18 protein-coding genes and 2 pseudogenes are annotated in these 16,064 nt (G+C 38.0%); 4 read left to right on the forward strand and 16 right to left on the reverse strand.

Features of this window, described 5'->3' with window-relative positions:
• Positions 1 to 130 precede the first annotated feature (130 nt).
• Positions 131 to 733 carry a cell wall hydrolase gene (locus AB7942_RS08045; RefSeq protein ID WP_088089379.1) on the reverse strand — a complete coding sequence of 201 codons (603 nt, stop codon included), beginning with the start codon at positions 731 to 733 and terminating at the stop codon, positions 131 to 133.
• Positions 734 to 1,098: 365 nt separating this feature from the next.
• Here AB7942_RS08045 and AB7942_RS08050 point away from each other — a divergent pair, with 365 nt between their 5' ends.
• Positions 1,099 to 1,545: a Dps family protein gene (locus AB7942_RS08050; protein WP_088089380.1), complete on the forward strand. Its 447-nt coding sequence runs from the start codon at positions 1,099 to 1,101 to the stop codon at positions 1,543 to 1,545.
• Between the two features lie 139 nt (positions 1,546 to 1,684).
• Positions 1,685 to 2,950, forward strand: coding sequence for an FAD-dependent oxidoreductase (locus AB7942_RS08055; protein ID WP_369446442.1), 1,266 nt, complete (start codon positions 1,685 to 1,687; stop codon positions 2,948 to 2,950).
• A gap of 48 nt (positions 2,951 to 2,998) precedes the next feature.
• Here AB7942_RS08055 and AB7942_RS08060 read toward each other — a convergent pair whose 3' ends face one another.
• The 3 genes from AB7942_RS08060 to AB7942_RS08070 all read right to left on the reverse strand — a co-directional run bounded on the left by AB7942_RS08060 (position 2,999) and on the right by AB7942_RS08070 (position 4,695).
• The gene (locus tag AB7942_RS08060) at positions 2,999 to 3,982 is read right to left on the reverse strand and encodes a 2-hydroxyacid dehydrogenase family protein (RefSeq protein ID WP_483310849.1); all 984 of its coding nucleotides are present in this window, start codon (positions 3,980 to 3,982) and stop codon (positions 2,999 to 3,001) included.
• A gap of 133 nt (positions 3,983 to 4,115) precedes the next feature.
• Entirely contained in the window at positions 4,116 to 4,550 is a 435-nt protein-coding gene (locus AB7942_RS08065) for an AarF/ABC1/UbiB kinase family protein (protein ID WP_369446697.1), read from the reverse strand.
• Positions 4,468 to 4,695 (reverse strand): hypothetical protein, encoded by a 228-nt coding sequence (locus AB7942_RS08070; protein ID WP_369446713.1) that lies wholly within the window; start codon positions 4,693 to 4,695, stop codon positions 4,468 to 4,470. The genes AB7942_RS08065 and AB7942_RS08070 overlap by 83 nt, the downstream gene beginning before the upstream one ends.
• Positions 4,696 to 4,881: 186 nt before the next feature.
• On the opposite strand from AB7942_RS08070, the gene AB7942_RS08075 reads away from it, so the two are divergent.
• The gene (locus AB7942_RS08075; RefSeq protein WP_369446698.1) at positions 4,882 to 4,968 is read left to right on the forward strand and encodes a YjcZ family sporulation protein; all 87 of its coding nucleotides are present in this window, start codon (positions 4,882 to 4,884) and stop codon (positions 4,966 to 4,968) included.
• Between the two features lie 82 nt (positions 4,969 to 5,050).
• Here the strand turns inward: AB7942_RS08075 and AB7942_RS08080 are convergent, their stop codons facing one another.
• From AB7942_RS08080 to AB7942_RS08100, 5 genes and pseudogenes are all read right to left on the reverse strand, one after another.
• The gene (locus tag AB7942_RS08080; RefSeq protein WP_088089384.1) at positions 5,051 to 5,455 is read right to left on the reverse strand and encodes a disulfide oxidoreductase; all 405 of its coding nucleotides are present in this window, start codon (positions 5,453 to 5,455) and stop codon (positions 5,051 to 5,053) included.
• Between the two features lies 1 nt (position 5,456).
• Complete coding sequence (locus tag AB7942_RS08085) at positions 5,457 to 6,164, reverse strand: DsbA family protein (RefSeq protein WP_369446444.1); 708 nt, start codon at positions 6,162 to 6,164, stop codon at positions 5,457 to 5,459.
• 278 nt (positions 6,165 to 6,442) lie between these two features.
• Positions 6,443 to 6,829, reverse strand: a complete 387-nt coding sequence (locus tag AB7942_RS08090; RefSeq protein ID WP_369446714.1) for a YesL family protein — start codon at positions 6,827 to 6,829, stop codon at positions 6,443 to 6,445.
• Positions 6,830 to 6,856: 27 nt separating this feature from the next.
• Positions 6,857 to 7,065 (reverse strand): annotated as a pseudogene (locus AB7942_RS08095) (DUF624 domain-containing protein); the annotation flags it as partial.
• 58 nt (positions 7,066 to 7,123) lie between these two features.
• Complete coding sequence (locus tag AB7942_RS08100) at positions 7,124 to 7,747, reverse strand: family 43 glycosylhydrolase (RefSeq protein ID WP_369446445.1); 624 nt, start codon at positions 7,745 to 7,747, stop codon at positions 7,124 to 7,126.
• Between the two features lie 365 nt (positions 7,748 to 8,112).
• On the opposite strand from AB7942_RS08100, the gene AB7942_RS08105 reads away from it, so the two are divergent.
• Entirely contained in the window at positions 8,113 to 10,668 is a 2,556-nt protein-coding gene (locus tag AB7942_RS08105; protein WP_369446446.1) for a LamG-like jellyroll fold domain-containing protein, read from the forward strand.
• 46 nt (positions 10,669 to 10,714) lie between these two features.
• Here AB7942_RS08105 and AB7942_RS08110 read toward each other — a convergent pair whose 3' ends face one another.
• From AB7942_RS08110 to AB7942_RS08135, 7 genes and pseudogenes are all read right to left on the reverse strand, one after another.
• Positions 10,715 to 11,662 carry an ArsR/SmtB family transcription factor gene (locus AB7942_RS08110; RefSeq protein ID WP_335438837.1) on the reverse strand — a complete coding sequence of 316 codons (948 nt, stop codon included), beginning with the start codon at positions 11,660 to 11,662 and terminating at the stop codon, positions 10,715 to 10,717.
• Between the two features lie 147 nt (positions 11,663 to 11,809).
• Positions 11,810 to 12,199, reverse strand: coding sequence for a hypothetical protein (locus AB7942_RS08115; RefSeq protein WP_369446699.1), 390 nt, complete (start codon positions 12,197 to 12,199; stop codon positions 11,810 to 11,812).
• A complete protein-coding gene (locus AB7942_RS08120; protein WP_369446447.1) occupies positions 12,154 to 13,005 on the reverse strand; it encodes an MBL fold metallo-hydrolase in 852 nt (283 codons plus the stop codon). Before AB7942_RS08120 ends, AB7942_RS08115 begins: the two co-directional genes overlap by 46 nt.
• Positions 13,006 to 13,056: 51 nt before the next feature.
• Positions 13,057 to 13,287, reverse strand: coding sequence for an aldo/keto reductase (locus tag AB7942_RS30525; RefSeq protein ID WP_483310850.1), 231 nt, complete (start codon positions 13,285 to 13,287; stop codon positions 13,057 to 13,059).
• 7 nt (positions 13,288 to 13,294) lie between these two features.
• Positions 13,295 to 13,483 (reverse strand): annotated as a pseudogene (locus AB7942_RS30530) (aldo/keto reductase); the annotation flags it as partial.
• A 29-nt stretch (positions 13,484 to 13,512) separates the two neighbouring features.
• Positions 13,513 to 14,880, reverse strand: coding sequence for an MATE family efflux transporter (locus tag AB7942_RS08130; protein WP_369446448.1), 1,368 nt, complete (start codon positions 14,878 to 14,880; stop codon positions 13,513 to 13,515).
• Positions 14,881 to 15,073: 193 nt separating this feature from the next.
• Positions 15,074 to 16,042 carry a glycoside hydrolase family 43 protein gene (locus tag AB7942_RS08135; protein WP_369446449.1) on the reverse strand — a complete coding sequence of 323 codons (969 nt, stop codon included), beginning with the start codon at positions 16,040 to 16,042 and terminating at the stop codon, positions 15,074 to 15,076.
• Positions 16,043 to 16,064 lie beyond the last annotated feature (22 nt).

The following is a 16,064-nucleotide window of genomic DNA, read 5'->3' on the forward strand; positions in this document are numbered from 1 at the left end:
GAGTCCGGTTCAATACCGAATCCATACCAGCCAATTAGCTGTTTAATATAAAACTCTAACTTTTGGGGGTCACATCAAATCCACTGCTTTTGTGTAAACAATTATTTTTTGGGAAAGCTAGTTTTAATAATTACTTCGCGAAACGATGGTTTCCGATCGTAACCGTTACTTCACGTGAAAAGACCCACTTACTTACTGCTGTTTTTGGATTATAGAAGAATAATGATCCTTTGCCTTGCCCTCTGAAAGCAAGTGCTTCATTTACAGCTCTTTTCGAAGCAGCATCAGCCGCTTGGTTAATCGTACCATTTTTGACAGGCGTAAATGCATAATAGCCATTAGACTTCTGATATACTACTCCATTAACGGTGTTCGGGAAATCAGGGCTGGCTACTCGGTTAAGAATAACCGTTGCTACTGCTACTTTACCAGCATACGGCTCACCTACTGCCTCAGCACGGACTAGTCTAGCAATCAAGTCTTTTTCTGCTGCTGTAATAGCAGAGTTCGGGATTACTAGATTTGTTCCTGCATATAAAAGACTGCCAGTTTTATTGTTTGCTTTTAATAGACTATTAACAGGTACACCGTACTTCGCTGCAATTTTCCAATAGGTTTCACCCGATTGTACTTTATGCGTGGTTGTTGCCGCTTCTGTTGTTCCATTTAACGTAAAGGCTGACATTGATAAGATTAGGCCGGTAGCAATTATTAGCTTTTTAAGTTTATTCATATTAATACCTCCAATTTTTGTGTGCGCTTCTCTACTATTAAGGCTAACAGGTGTAACATTCCAATTCATTAACCAAAAAGTGGTAAGGCATTTTTGGCTAAGTCAGCGCCCACCATGAAGGTATTTCTCTACTAAATGGAATAATCTTCTATTTTTTAATACTTTCCACTAAATGGACTTAATGGATATGATAGGATTTATTATTACAATCTGTTTCAGGCATGTAACATTCATAAAAGGGCATAATGTCCGATTTAACAACGGTTATTCACCAAATTGACATTATATCCCTTGAATTCATGCAGGATTTCACACCTAACTTTGGTAATAATATAAGAGAGGTTAATAAAAGGAGGCTATTTTATATGGAAAATCAGTTAGTCAGCATACTTAACAAACAAATTGCAAACTGGTCTGTCTTGTATACGAAGTTACATAACTATCATTGGTATGTAAAAGGTGGACAATTTTTCACATTACATGTCAAATTTGAAGAGTTTTATAATGAAGCTGGCCTGCATGTTGACGAATTAGCTGAACGATTGCTAGCAATCGGTGGAAAACCGGCAGCTACGTTGAAAGAGTACTTAGAAATTTCATCTATTAAGGAAGCAACAGGTAATGAAACTGCAGATGAAATGGTTGAATCAGTCATCAATGACTTCTCTATTATCATTGGCGAGCTTAAGGAAGGCATGAGCTTTGCGGATGAGAAGAACGATGAAACAACAGGAGACATGCTGCTTGCGATTCATTCGGGCCTTGAGAAGCATGTATGGATGCTAACTGCATTCTTAGGCAGATCCATTTAATTTTCATATGAGAAGCAAACAGTCCAACAATTTGTTGGACTGTTTTGTTATTTATAATAATTATTAAAAAGTATTGACTTTCATTTAAGATTTCTACTATTATTAAATTAAAGATACTTATAAATTGGAGGTTTCCTAAATGTCAGCACCTGAAATTATCGTTTATAGCAGCACCGGCTGCCCATATTGTGAAAAAGTAAAAACATTCCTAAAAGATCAAGGCTTTGCATATGAAGAGCGAAATGCTTCCATACATAAGGAATATTTTGATCAACTAAAGGAACGTAAAATTTATGGAACTCCTGCAACACTCATTAATGGAAAGCTGGTCCTCGGCTTTCAAGAGAAAAAATTCAATAAGCTGCTTGGATTATCCGAAGACTCTGCTTCCGCGGTAAGCAATTCAAAACCAGAAACCAGCGAAGAAAGTTCAGATACTATTTTCCAACCAGTTAATGAAAAAATTCTTGAAGACGTATATGATTTTGTCACCATCGGAGGCGGACCCGCAGGTGCTTCTGCTGCTGTTTATGCTGCACGTGGGAAATTAAAAACACTTGTCATTGATAAAGCTCCAAAAGCAGGCACCCTAGCAATTACTCATAAAATTGCGAACTACCCAGGTGTGCGCGAAGAAGTTACAGGGCTTGAACTGTTAACAAGAATGCAAGCACAAGCAAAGGATTTTGGCGCGGACTTTGTTCGTTCCACCGTTCTATCGGTTGATTTTTCAGATGAAATCAAAAAAATTGAATTAGCTGAAGGAACGATCAAAGCTAAAAGTGTCTTCATTGGCGTTGGCGCAAAAGCTCCTTCTGGCAAGATTAAAGGCGAAGAGGAATTTACTGGACGGGGTGTAAGCTATTGTTCAACCTGCGATGCCGCCTTTTATCAAGACCGAGTTGTCGCGGTTGTTGGTGATAATGATGAAGCGATCCACGAGGCCGAAACATTGGCCAAGTATTGTAAAACAGTGAAATTGTTAATTCCAACTGAACTAAAAGGGGACGTGGATCTTTCTCAATTAGAAAATAACTCAAAAGTTGAAATTTATAAACGTCACCGTGTAAGAGAAATTATTGGGACTGATAGTGTTGAGAAAATTGTCGTCCTTACTGATAAAAAGGAGGAACAGGTATGGGATGTCGATGGAATATTCTTATACCTCGGCGGGATGATGCCAGGAACGGACTTCTTAAAAGGGGCAGTTATGCGCGATGAAGAAGGCTATGTGATCGTAGATGAGTACCTGCGCACCAATATTGACGGCGTCTTTGCGGGCGGTGACGCAAGAAGAACACCAATTAAACAGGCAGTTATTTCAGCAGCTGATGGGGCGATTGCGGCTTTAAGTGCCGAGCAGCACGTCAATAAACGCACGAAACTTCGACCGCAATATAGTTAATCGTTCAAAAAAAAGACGGCGGCTGCCGTCTTTTTTTACCTGATATAATTAGACTAGAATTGTTTCTTTAACAACTCCATTTATAACATAAGAGGGTGCTTCGCCGTTTAATACCTTAACAATGTTTCCCGCTGCCATATTCGCCATGGCATCTCGTGCTTCAAAGGTAGCATTACCGATGTGTGGAGTTAATACAACGTTTTTCAGATTTTTCAATCCCTCACTAATTTCAGGTTCAAATTCAAATACGTCAATCCCTGCTCCTTCAATCTGTTTCTCTTCTAACGCTTTTATAAGTGCGGCTTCATCAACAATGGGTCCTCGTGCACAGTTAATTAAATAAGCCGTTGATTTCATCATTTCAAATTGTCTTGTGCTAAACATGTGTTTCATGGTTGGATTATAGGAACAATTAATGGTAATGAAATCAGATTCAGCAACTAATTCTTCAAAAGATACATATGTCGCGTTTAGTGCATTCTCAACTTGAGGACTTTTTCGACTTGGACTCGTATATAGAACCTTCATGTCAAAAGCAGCGGCTCTTTTCGCAACAGCTTGGCCAATTTGACCAAATCCGACAATCCCGATTGTTTTTCCAGATACTTCACGACCGCGAAAATAAAGAGGAGCCCATCCATTGAAGCCAACAGTACGGCATACTTCATCTCCTTCAACCACTCTTCTTGCTGATGCTAATAAAAGGGAAAACGTTAGGTCAGCGGTAGCAGCTGTCGATGCTATTGGTGTATTGGTGGTTGGTATTCCTATGGAAGCTGCATAATCAAAATCAATATTATTAAATCCCGCTCCATAGTTCGCAATGATTTTTAAATGGGGTGCTTGGTCAATTACTTCCTTCGTTACAGAGGTAGATAATAAACTTAGTAGGGCATCCTTATCTTTGATGCGCTCTTTTAATTCTGCTTCAGTAATCAATTTCTCTCCTGTAAATACTTCAACTAAGTGATCCTTCGATAATAGTTCTAACCCTTTTTGGGGAATCTCACCTGCTACTAAAATTTTTGCCATTGCCTTACACCTCTTCAGATATATAATGGTATTTTCCATGAATGCAAATAACTGTAATTAATTATACTATAATAATATAAAGGAAAATATTAATTTTATTACAAGTGTATGTAAAAATAGGGCTGACTCTAAGTTATACGCTTAGAGTCAGCCCTTTATTGGACACAATTCTTTTAATCTTTCGACTTTCTGAAATTCGGGTGTGGTCTTCCTCTTTTTTTACCTGTGCCAGCTTAACCATATTATCCTTCATGTTAGTTGAAATATTGCCAACCATCCCAAAATCAATATAGCAAAGGGTCCCATCCTTTTTCACTAATAGATTGCCAGGGTGTGGATCGGCATGAAAGAACCCATCCTCCAACAATTGCTTTAAATATGACAAATATAGGATAGAAGCTAGTTTCTTCTTATTAATAAGTGCTCCATCTAGTTTATCAATCTCATTGATTTTTACACCATCAATAAATTCCATAATGAGAACCTTACTCGTCGATAGATCCCAATAGACCTTTGGTGTCGTAACGCCAGGAAAATCTCGGAAGGGGTGCTTGAGTAAAGGAAGCAAACAGATTGGAAACCTTACCGGACATCTCTTCTTCGATTCTTTTAATCGCAATCTCTGAATCTACTGGGGCAACTGAATCCTCCAGTTCCGATAAACCATACTCGTCGTTCCAAAAACCTTTCCATGATTCATCATCATCACTCACCTCTCCTCTGTAGGATAAATCATACTATTCATACCAACAATACCCTTCACAGATTATACATATGTCGATTTTATGACCTCTTGAAGTATGAATTTCATTCCTTTTTCTAATAGTCAACGTTTGTCCATTTCACTAGCAATGCTTAATGCATACATTGTTATTAAACAACTAAGGGAGGTGATTTCTATGGGACATGGCGGAAATAACAGCTTCGCGTTAATTGTTGTGTTGTTTATTTTATTAATCATTGTTGGAGCATCTTTTATGTTCTAATTTAGTAGACACTTTAGAGGCTCTAAAGCAGAAAGAGCGGGAAACCATTGGTTTCACCGCTCTTTTTTATGGAAGTAAGGATCTACTTTTTGCTGCGAGCTAAAATAATTAAGCTTACAGTAATAATCGTAAAAGCAATCAATGCCAACAACGGAATGGTAATAAAGCCAAGCCAGTTAATATAATCCTTTGAGCAAGGCACTCCGCTAGTACACATTTCAAACTGTTGTAAATAGGGGATTTTTTGTAATAACGTATGGTATCCTGCGATCAGCATCCCGATAATTGACAATGGCAGCGCATATCTAAATATTCCTTTATCATTCCGGTAGACGGCAACCCCTAAGATGATTGCCAGCGGGTACATAAAGATCCTTTGGTACCAGCAAAGTGTACAAGGAATGAAATGCATAACCTCACTAAAATATAAACTGCCAAGTGTAGCTATGATGGCAGCAATCCAGGAGAGAAGTAAGGATTTATTCATACTATTCACCTTTTGCGGCTTTCGCTACCATTTCTTTTAGGTCATCAATAGTTTGTCCCTCGAACTTTTCTCCATTAACAAATATAGTTGGGGTTCCAGTAACACCTAGTTTTTCAGCGTAATCCATATCCTTGTCCCAAGCCTTATCAGACTTCTTGTCCTGAAAGTTTTTCACAACCTTATCGACGTCACGATCGCTAGCTACTTCCTTCAATGTATCAACTAGGAAATCTTCAGTAAAAAGATCCACTTTTTCATATTTGGTATCTTCAGGCTGCTTTTCGAATAATAGGTCATGGAATTTCCAAAACGTTTCATTACCTAGCTCTTGAAAAACTGATTCAGCAAACTTAGCTGAACGGGTAGAGTCCACATTGATGAACGAATCATTCATGAAATAAAATTTTGCCTTGCCGGTATCAACCAATTCCTGTTGGATGATTGGTACCACATTCTTGTCAAAATTTTTACAATTAGGGCATTTATAATCGCCAAATTCTATAATCGAGACGGGTGCTGATTTCTCTCCAAGGAATGGCTGATTGCTATAATCAATTTCAGTTCCTTTTGTTTCTTCTTGTTTTTTTGAATGATTTCCTAAGAAAATGAAAGCCAAAATGAAAACCGCTACCAATCCGACGACCCAAAAGGTGAATGTAGTTGACGATGATCTTGCTTGATTTTTCTTATTGTTTTTGTTTTTTGCCATAATAATCTCCTTTTAATGACCTAATGCAAACCAAAAAATTAAGTTAATGATATGTTAACTATACATATGAGTTTTAATCCATGATATATTAAATTTTACTAAACTTATTCTGTAATGCAACTAGAAAGTCTTGTTACTTCTTAAAGCCGATTAATTTTGAGTAGTTTAGGAAGAGTATTACAATTAATACGAATAAGAAATACAAAAGCATTCGTCCATAGAATGTGACGAATGCTAATTCTTTCAAAAAGTTACTATTTAATTATTTCTTCTATTACTTAATTTTCCGAAATTTCATTTTTATTGATTGCAAATTGTTCATTTCTTTGAAAAACACGATTACACAGAGAAAAATTTATATATGCTCCAACACTATAAATGATTAAAGACATTGCTGGCAAATATATTAAAATAACAGTAAGAAATGCAAGAACACCAAGAATGAGTATTGTAGAAGGGAAATTTGCTATCGCCACAAAAAAGGAACTTTTAATTGCCACTTTCCAAGTAGTATTATAATGAGTCATTACCGGAAACAGAAATGTAGAAATAATTAAAAACAATAAACTTACTATTACAAGTGGTCCCATGAGCAGAAACTTCAAACCAGATTGATCATGATTTAGATAGAAATAGTTAAAATAAAGTAATACAGCCATTAACATCCAAATGATTCCTATTAAAAAACTCTGCTTAAAATTTTCTTTAAAATATCGAAAGTAATTTCTTACCACACTTGTATCTTGATTTAATTTCCATTGTCTTAAACGCTATACATCGCAGAAGTAGCTGGTGCAATCGTTACGATTGGAAGGCAAGAGATAATCCAAAAAAGATTAAGGATAAAAAGATTAGAAATTCTATCAACTACTGCGTAAAATCTACTATCTAAAATGTTCATTTTTTCACCAAATTTCTGAAAGTTATAAAATAAAGTCCCTAAGATTTTGTGAAATTTGTTATAAAATGATTTTCTTCATTTTTTTTCCGCTCTCAATTGCTCCAAATACCATTGACATACTTTTAATATTGTCACGGCAATCCGTTTCAGCCATGCGATTCTCCTCAATCAGCTTAATGCCGGACCAAAAGGAGCCAAAATTCAACCATGGCTGGCCATCTTCGTCAAATATTAAATTCGCATCAATAGCATTAAAATTATCAGCTTCGGTAGAATGGATGACATGTCCTCTGTCCTTCCACTCGTAATCAGGATTTTCAGGATTAAGAGTTGTATTGGTTACCAGTCCGATTGCGGAAGTATTTTTTCCAAATGTAGAGACAGAGTAATAAATATAATAAACATCATTATGGAAGTAAATGTCCGGTGCCCAAATACTATCTTCGTCCTTTTCAGGTACATACTCTTTAGCCCATTCTGGTAAAGAGGTGAAAACAGGACCCTCTTGCTTCCATTTCACGCCATCCTCTGAGGATTTAATTTGGATTCCGCTTCCTGTATGAAATACATACCAGCGGGAATCTTCCATAGCGATTACCGGGTCATGCGCCCATAAATCCCCGTTCAAATTCCAATCTATATCGTAAAAATTAACTCCGCCAAAGTGTTCTGCCCTAGCCATAAGTAGTTATTCCCCTTCCTAGCGATTTATTAATATATTAATTATATAATTAATAATAATGTTAATAAATCAACTAAATAATATGAAGAGTTTATGACTAATCTACTTAAAAATTTCTACATCAAACAACTTAAAATTTCCTTCCTTTTCCAATTAGATTTTATTTTCTATTGAATCAAAATAAGAGAATATACCCATGAGTAATTTATTAATTTATAGTAATGTTAATTCATTAATATTTATATTAATATTAATGATATTTGTAAGCGGTTAAACAAGTTATCAATCTACTAAATGGTGGTGATTGCCAGAAGTAATTTTGGGCAGTATTTCTTTTATCGTACATAAAGAAGGGAGAAATTTTAATGAGGAAACGCATGCTTCAAAAATTTACCTTTATGTTCTTAACGCTTTTATTAATCATCCCAAGTGCTGTATTTGGGGAAACAACTGCGCAATCTACTGCCCAGCCGAGTGAAAATAGCAATAAGCCAAACCTTGACTATCCAGGTGAGGATCCAAATTTTCAAAATGTATCTGTACATGACCCTTCCATTGTAAAAGATGGTGATACCTTTTATGTCTTCGGCTCCCATATTGAGGCAGCTAAATCAACCGATTTGATTCATTGGCAAACCTTTACGAATGGGTATACAACACCTAATAATGCGATATATGGTGATTTATCAAAGAATCTGGCTGGTTCTTTTAAATGGGCCGGTGAAAACGATTCTGACAGTAAAGGCGGCTTTGCGGTCTGGGCCCCAGATGTTTTCTATAACAAAAACTATGTTAATGAGGACGGAACAAAGGGTGCCTATATGATTTATTATAGCGCTTCCTCTACTTATATCCGTTCTGCGATTGGTTTTGCCGTATCACAGAATATTGAAGGTCCTTATAAATACGTGGACACCATCGTATATTCTGGTTTTACGAAAAATGATGCGAAGGATGCCAACAGTAATGTTAATAAAAAATGGACCAATACAAACATTGGCCAGCTTGTTAACAATGGTACCTTAGAAGGACCAAGAGATGATTGGTTTACTACGAATGGATCTTACAATAATTATAATTATCCAAATGCGATTGATTCCACTGTGTTTTATGACAAGGATGGCAAACTATGGATGACTTATGGATCTTGGTCTGGCGGAATTTATGTCCTTCAGATTGACGAAAAAACTGGTAAGGCAATTTACCCTGGAAAAGATGGAAAAACCGCTGACGGGCGTCTAGTTGACCGTTATTTTGGAACAAAAATAGCTGGTGGCTATTATAAATCCGGTGAAGGTCCTTATGTTGTCTATGATAAGAACACTGACTATTATTATTTATATGTAACGTACGGCTGGTTAGGGGCTGACGGCGGCTATAACATGAGACAGTTCCGTTCTAAGAGCCCAGATGGTCCTTATGTAGATGCCTCCGGACAAAATGCCGTTTTACCAAGTGATGTCGCAAATACCCCTTATGGAAATAAAATCATGGGGAACTTCTTATTTGAACGAAAAGTTGGCGACCCTGGAACAGGAATCGGTATAGGTTATCTTTCTCCTGGACACAACTCTGTTTACTTAGAACCGAAAACTGGACAGCAGTTCTTGGTTTTCCACAGCCGCTTCCCACAATCAGGAGAGTATCATGAAGTCCGTGTTCACCAGATGTTTATGAATAAAGACGGCTGGCCAGTGGTTGCGCCGTACCGCTACACAGGTGAAACGTTAGACAAGGTGAATAGACAAGACCTAATTGGCGACTATCAATTTATTAACCAAGGAAAAGATTATTCAGCAGCGATTAATAAATCTGTTTACACTCGATTAAATGAGGATGGTACAATTACTGGTGATGTAACTGGTACATGGAAGAAAACCAGCCATAACCAAGCCGAATTAACTATCGATGGGCATACCTATAACGGAGTGTTCGTCAGAGAGTGGAATCCTGTTTCAAAGAGTAATGTGATGACATTTACTGCCCTTTCAAACGAAGGAATTTCTGTTTGGGGAAGTAGACTAGCATATAAAACTGATCAGGAAGTTGTAACAGCAGTGGTTAAGGACCTGGATCTTGGTGATACAGAAAATGTAATTTCGAATTTATCACTATCAACTGAAGGTACTCGCCACACAACGATCTCTTGGGAAACTACAAATGCAAATGTTGTAACGAATACAGGGGTTATTACTCGTCCAGAAGCAGGTTCAGAACCTGTTACAGCTACACTTACGGCAACGATTACCAAAGGGGATGTAACCGACAAAAAAGTCTTTACGATTAAGGTACTGCCATATCAAGAGGCTGGCTTAGCAGCTCAATATTCCTTTGAAAATAACCTGAATGAGAAAACGGGTACATTTGGGCCAGGAAGCATTACTGGTAATCGAATTGATAATACGGGCGGGACTATTTCTTACGCTGCTGGTAAAAGCGGCGAAGCAGCCGTCTTTAATGGTGCCTCTGGTATTCGCTTACCAAACGGATTAATCTCAAGCAACCAATATTCTGTATCACTATGGTTAAAACCTGAACAATTAACCATGTATACAACCACCTTCTTTGGTGCTACAGACCCTAATAGCTGGGTCAGCCTTGTTCCAAATGGTCCAGCTGGCGGGAACACGATGGTCTGGTCTGGCAGTGCCAAATGGTACGATGCTTCTTCAGGGTTAACGATTAAGACCGGTGAATGGACACATATAGCATTTACTGTTGATAACGGAACGATTAAGGTGTACGTGAACGGTGTTGAAAAGTTTACAGGTACAAACTTCTCGAATATTTTTACGACAAACAATGCCAGCTTCAGCCTAGGAGTCAACTGGTGGGATACCCCATTCAAAGGCTTAATGGATGAATTGAAGGTTTATAATGGGGCCCTTACTCCTGCACAGGTGACAAAATTAGCTCAATAGTTTTTCAAAAAAAATCGTATGGATATCCAGTATCCATACGATTTTTTTATTGGTATGAAAGTTTTTCTGTCTCTTCTTTGGTTAATTCACTATCATTGTAATAGAGGCGGAAACGCATATCTTGATTATAATTGCCAAAGCCTGTTCCAAATAGAGTAACCCCGCCGACATTTTGGCTCTCTTCAAGGACGGCAATCCGAAACGTCCATTGCTTCTCACGAATGCTAACATCATCAAGACTAACATCTGATATCTTTAACCCATCAATAAAGGTACCGTCTGATGTTATGCGGAGCCGTTTAAGCAATCCATATTGATTGACTTCACTCGGCCACCAGTCAGGTGTGAATTTCCCCCTGCTATCGCCGAAATCTCCGGGACTAGTCCATTTCCCCAATACGACATTATTTAGGTAAAAATGGATATCCGACGGCCAATTACTGTTCGTAAATGGAGCTTCAGATGATAGCTCTAAAGATATTTCAAGTTCGCTTGGGTCTTGATTGCCCAGCAGAAAATTTGGCAGCTTATATTCCACATACCCTTTCCCAAACCACAAAATCTTGGCATTCATTCTTTCAGTTTGGAGAAAATATCTTGGATCATCAAATTCTCCAATAATCGTGTCAGTGGTTGCAATTCCACAGGTTGGTTCGATGGAAAAATCAGTATAGTGACCAACTGACACTTCTGTTTCATGAAATTTCTTTAGTTCACGTTCCTTTGAAGGAAATAATACTTCCATTTTTTCAGTCACTAGATAGCACTTTTTTTGTAATCCGCCTTTACCAGAGACTAATTCCGACTGGATGATTCCCGCTTTCTCTAATTTCTTTACATGCATAGTCATGATGGCGCTGGTGAGCTCTAAGCTTTGTGCGAGTTCCTTTACATTTCGAGGCTGTTCCGCCAAAAGGTGAATAATTTTCATTCTTACCTTACTGGCAAGCGCTTCAAAAACGGGAAGTGATTGTTCAGATATATCTAAATTCATGTATTTATTCCACCTTAATAATCATTAATAAATTTATTAACAACTATTAGATTACTACTAATTTCCCGTATTTACAATAGCAAAGAAAAAGAGCATGCATACGCTGCACACTCTTCTGCTAACAGTTTATGAGATTATTAGTTTTCCCTAATCCAAACAGCCATTTCCCCAATAATAGTAAGGGACTGCTTGTATCGAAACCTTTTTTCTAACTGGCTCTTCAGAAGAGTAGATTCCTCCCTTCCAACTTTCTTCAACGACCCGGTCTCCTTCAATTGTAATTACATTTAAACCATCTTCCATGAATCCATTAGGACTAACCTCTGGTTTTGCTTCCCTAGGAATAGAAATAGAAGATAATAGTTTACCGTTATCAATTTCTTCAAGACAGTAGACAATCGGACCTCTTTTTAGCGCGACTTTCCCTGCGTTTTCCCAAACAAACGGGTTAGACCTTACTTTTTCCGGTGTTACACTACATTTTCTAATATTTATTGATGATAAATAAATCTTTCTCCCGGAACCATCATATGGAATTTTTTGTTAGGATAGTGATGAAATAAATAATCAACAAAATAAGCAGGATTCTCCCGGTTATTGGGAAACATATCATAATGAATCGGAATAATCAGGTCTACACCAACCGCTGCTGAAAAGTCGGCTGCTTCTCTGAAACTCATATTTCCAATAATACCCCGTGAACTTCGGAAATAGTCTCCTCCATTTATCGGCAAGAAAGCAACATGAGGCTTAAATTCTTTTACTGTTTCAATCAATTGAGGTGTAACAACTGTATCCCCGCTGTGAAATAGACGAATTCCATTTACCTCAATGAAATACCCCAATGATAAATGATTTCCTAGAGAATCGGTTTCATATTCAGTGTGGGCAGCAGGAACGGGCGTAATCTTAAATCCTTTGATCATAAAGGGTTCACTATCTTTGGCCGATTGTATATTTTTATTTGCGACATGTTCTTGAACTAAAGAGACAAGTGGCGCCGGGATTGCAAACTTAGTATCATCCGACACCCTTGATATCTCCTTTATGCTTGATAAATCAAGATGGTCATCATGTCCATGCGTAACTAACACACCGTCCAAGTCATCGAGCATCTCAGGTGCAACAACCGGTGAAAATGCTCTCTTGAATTCAGTCCCAGGATCGCTTTCCTCAATACTTCTTGTTAAATAAGGGTCAATACAAATAAGCCCATCCGCTTGTGTTCCTTTTAGGAGGATCCCCGCCTGTCCTAAATTCCAAAAGGAAATGGATTCAGCATAAAGTTTTGTCCGTCTTACCTCATTAATTAACCATTCACCACTTTTATAAATAGCTGACATAGATTCCACCCAAATTCCTATTAAATTAGTTTCATACTAATACGATGTCCACTACCTTAATGGAGCAAAATCTTTTACCTCTTCAAGGATGCTTTCGATTTCTCCCAAAACATCCTGAGTTAATACTATATCAACCGCTTTTACGTTTTCCTCAATTTGATGCGGACGACTGGCTCCAATAATAGCTGAACTAATAGTAGGATGACGAAGAATCCAAGCAAGTGCAATCTGATTTAATGTTACGCCTAACTCCTTCGCCACATGTTTAATTTTTCTACACATTCAAGGACATCATTTCTGAAAACTTCCCGCCTTCATAGGCGTTAGCCGTATCGAAAAAATTGATTCCTAATTCGTATGCTTTATGAATGCAATCATGCGCTGTATTGTCAGTAACTGCTTTTCCATATGTTAACCAGCTTCCCAAACCAATTTCACTGATCTTTAATCCGCTGTTTCCAAGTCTTCGATATTTCATTGCCCAAATCTCCTTCACTTTACATGATATTAACTAGCAGTTACTGTTCCCGATTTAACAACCAATACCTTTTTCTCCCATGCCCTGCTTCTCCATCTGAAAAACATGATAATTCCTCTTTGCCATTCATCTACTATGAATGCGATCCAGATCCCTGCTAAGCCTAATCCCAAATGAATTCCTAAGAAATAGGAAATAGGCACCGCAATTCCCCACATCGACAGTACGCCTATTTTCACTGAAAAAGCGGCATCACCAGTTGCCCGCAGTGAGTTGACGACTAAAATGTTGAAGGTTCGGCCCGGTTCAAGGATTATGCATAATAGTAATAAGTTACCGCCTGTATGGATAATTTCTTTATCATCTGTGAAAATACGCATGATATCTTCTCTAAAAATCGCCACTAAAATAGATATAAAAATCGTTATAACAAAGCTTGATTTTAAGCTTTTTAATAATTGACGATACGCTCCTTCAAAATCTCCTGCTCCCACTCGATATCCAATTAGAATTTGTGTTCCCTGCCCCATTGCTAAGCCAAATAACATGATGAACGACATGATGTTCCAAGTATATACTCGAGTGGATAGAGCCGCAGCTCCGATAATCGCTGTAATAGCGGTCATCGCCATTTGACTCGTATTGTAACTGATTTGTTCACTGGCAGCCGGAATACCAATTTTTAAGATTTTTTTAATTTGCGATAATTGGAGATTAAAATAATCTACTTTTTTAATCGCGTTAGGGAGCCGTCTGTACAGGAATACAAACGCAATAATTAAAGCCGCTGCTCTGCTTATGGCTGTTGAAATCGCTACCCCTTTTACTCCAAGTACAGGGAGTCCAAATAATCCGAAAATCACAATACTATTACCTACTAAGTGAATCACATTCATCATCACCGATACAAACATCGCTTCTCTTGTAAAACCATGTGCTCTTAAAATAGATGAAACCGTAATGAGAACGGCTTGCAAGAACAAGGTCCCGCCCACGATTGATAAATACTCATATCCTATTTCCGCAATATCTGCTTTAAGATTGAACAACGCTAAGAGCGGACCCTTAAAGGTGATCATTAACAAACTGACTAGTAAGCCAAGAACCAAATTAATCGATATGGAAATGGCGGATGCATTCTTTGCATCTTCTCTCATCCCGGCACCTAAATATTGTGAAACAAGCACGGCCGTACCTGTAGCAGTAAAACTGAAGATAAGTATTGTAAAAAAGACAAGCTGGTTGGCAAGCCCAACAGCTGCTACTGCTTTATCAGAAATATGCGAGAGCATAATCGTGTCGGTACTGCCCATAATGGTTTGCAAGAATAACTCTATGAAAATAGGCCACGTGATGGCTCTTAACGTCATGTTACGTTGATCAATTGAAATTGCCATTGTTCTGTCCACCTTGTAAAATTTTAGTGCATATATGCATATAACTCTTAGTTGAACTTTGAAGAGTAGCCTGCATGGGAACTGTGAGCCCATCAGAGTGCCCGGCCGCTTATGCCTTTACAGAAAAGGATTCCTATCAAGAGAAGATATGAATCCTTTTCTATCGTTATGATGAATTATTCCTGAACCATGGTTAACGAGGAACACCAAAGTTTGGAGTACCAGCAGAATTCCAGGTAATCTCTTTCGCACATGTATGGCGATTTGGATCATAGAGCGGGTCTCCAACAATTTCTGTATAGTTTCTTACGTGATAAACAAGAATATCCTTGCTTCCATCTTCAGAAACGGTGAAACTGTTATGCCCTGGACCGTATTGGCCTGTTTCATAATTTGTTTTAAAAATCGGTGCTTCTGATTTACTCCACGAATTCGGGTCCATAATATCGCTTGATTCATCAGCAGTCAAAAGGCCCATGCAATAACTCTCATCGGTTGCACTTCCGGAGTAGGAAATAAAAATCCTACCATTTCTCCTCAGTACAGCCGGCCCTTCATTTACCCAGAATCCAATCGTTTCCCAATCATATTCCGGTTTTGCAATCATCACTTGCGGACCTTTAATGGTCCAAGGATTTTCTAATGGGGCAATATAAAGATTGGAATTACCTCTGATGTTAGGGTCCTTTTGAGCCCAGACAAGATATTGCTGGCCATTATGTTCAAAAGAAGTAGCATCTAATGCAAACGATTCCCAATCTGTGTTAATTTGACTCTTTTCTTCCCATGTTCCTTCTAATGGGTTAGCAGATTTATTTTCAATTACGAACATACGATGTTGGAAAAGTCCATCGATAATTTCCTGTGACGGCGCAGCAGCGTAATAGATATACCAGCTGCCATTGATGTAATGAATCTCTGGTGCCCAAATCAGCGCACTCATTGGTCCTGTTTCATGCTTCCTCCAAGCAACCGCAGTTTCTGCCTCTGTTATACCTTGGATTGTTTTTGAACGTCTAACCTCGATGCGATCATATTCAGGAACAGATGCAGTAAAGTAATAATATCCGTCCGTATGTTTATATACCCATGGATCGGCTCTTTGCTCGATAATCAGATCCTTTGATGTTTTGGCTTCTTCGATTGTTACTTTTACCATCATAATCTCCCCCTCAAACCAAGAT

It is taken from the genome of Neobacillus sp. BF23-41 (assembly GCF_041106275.1).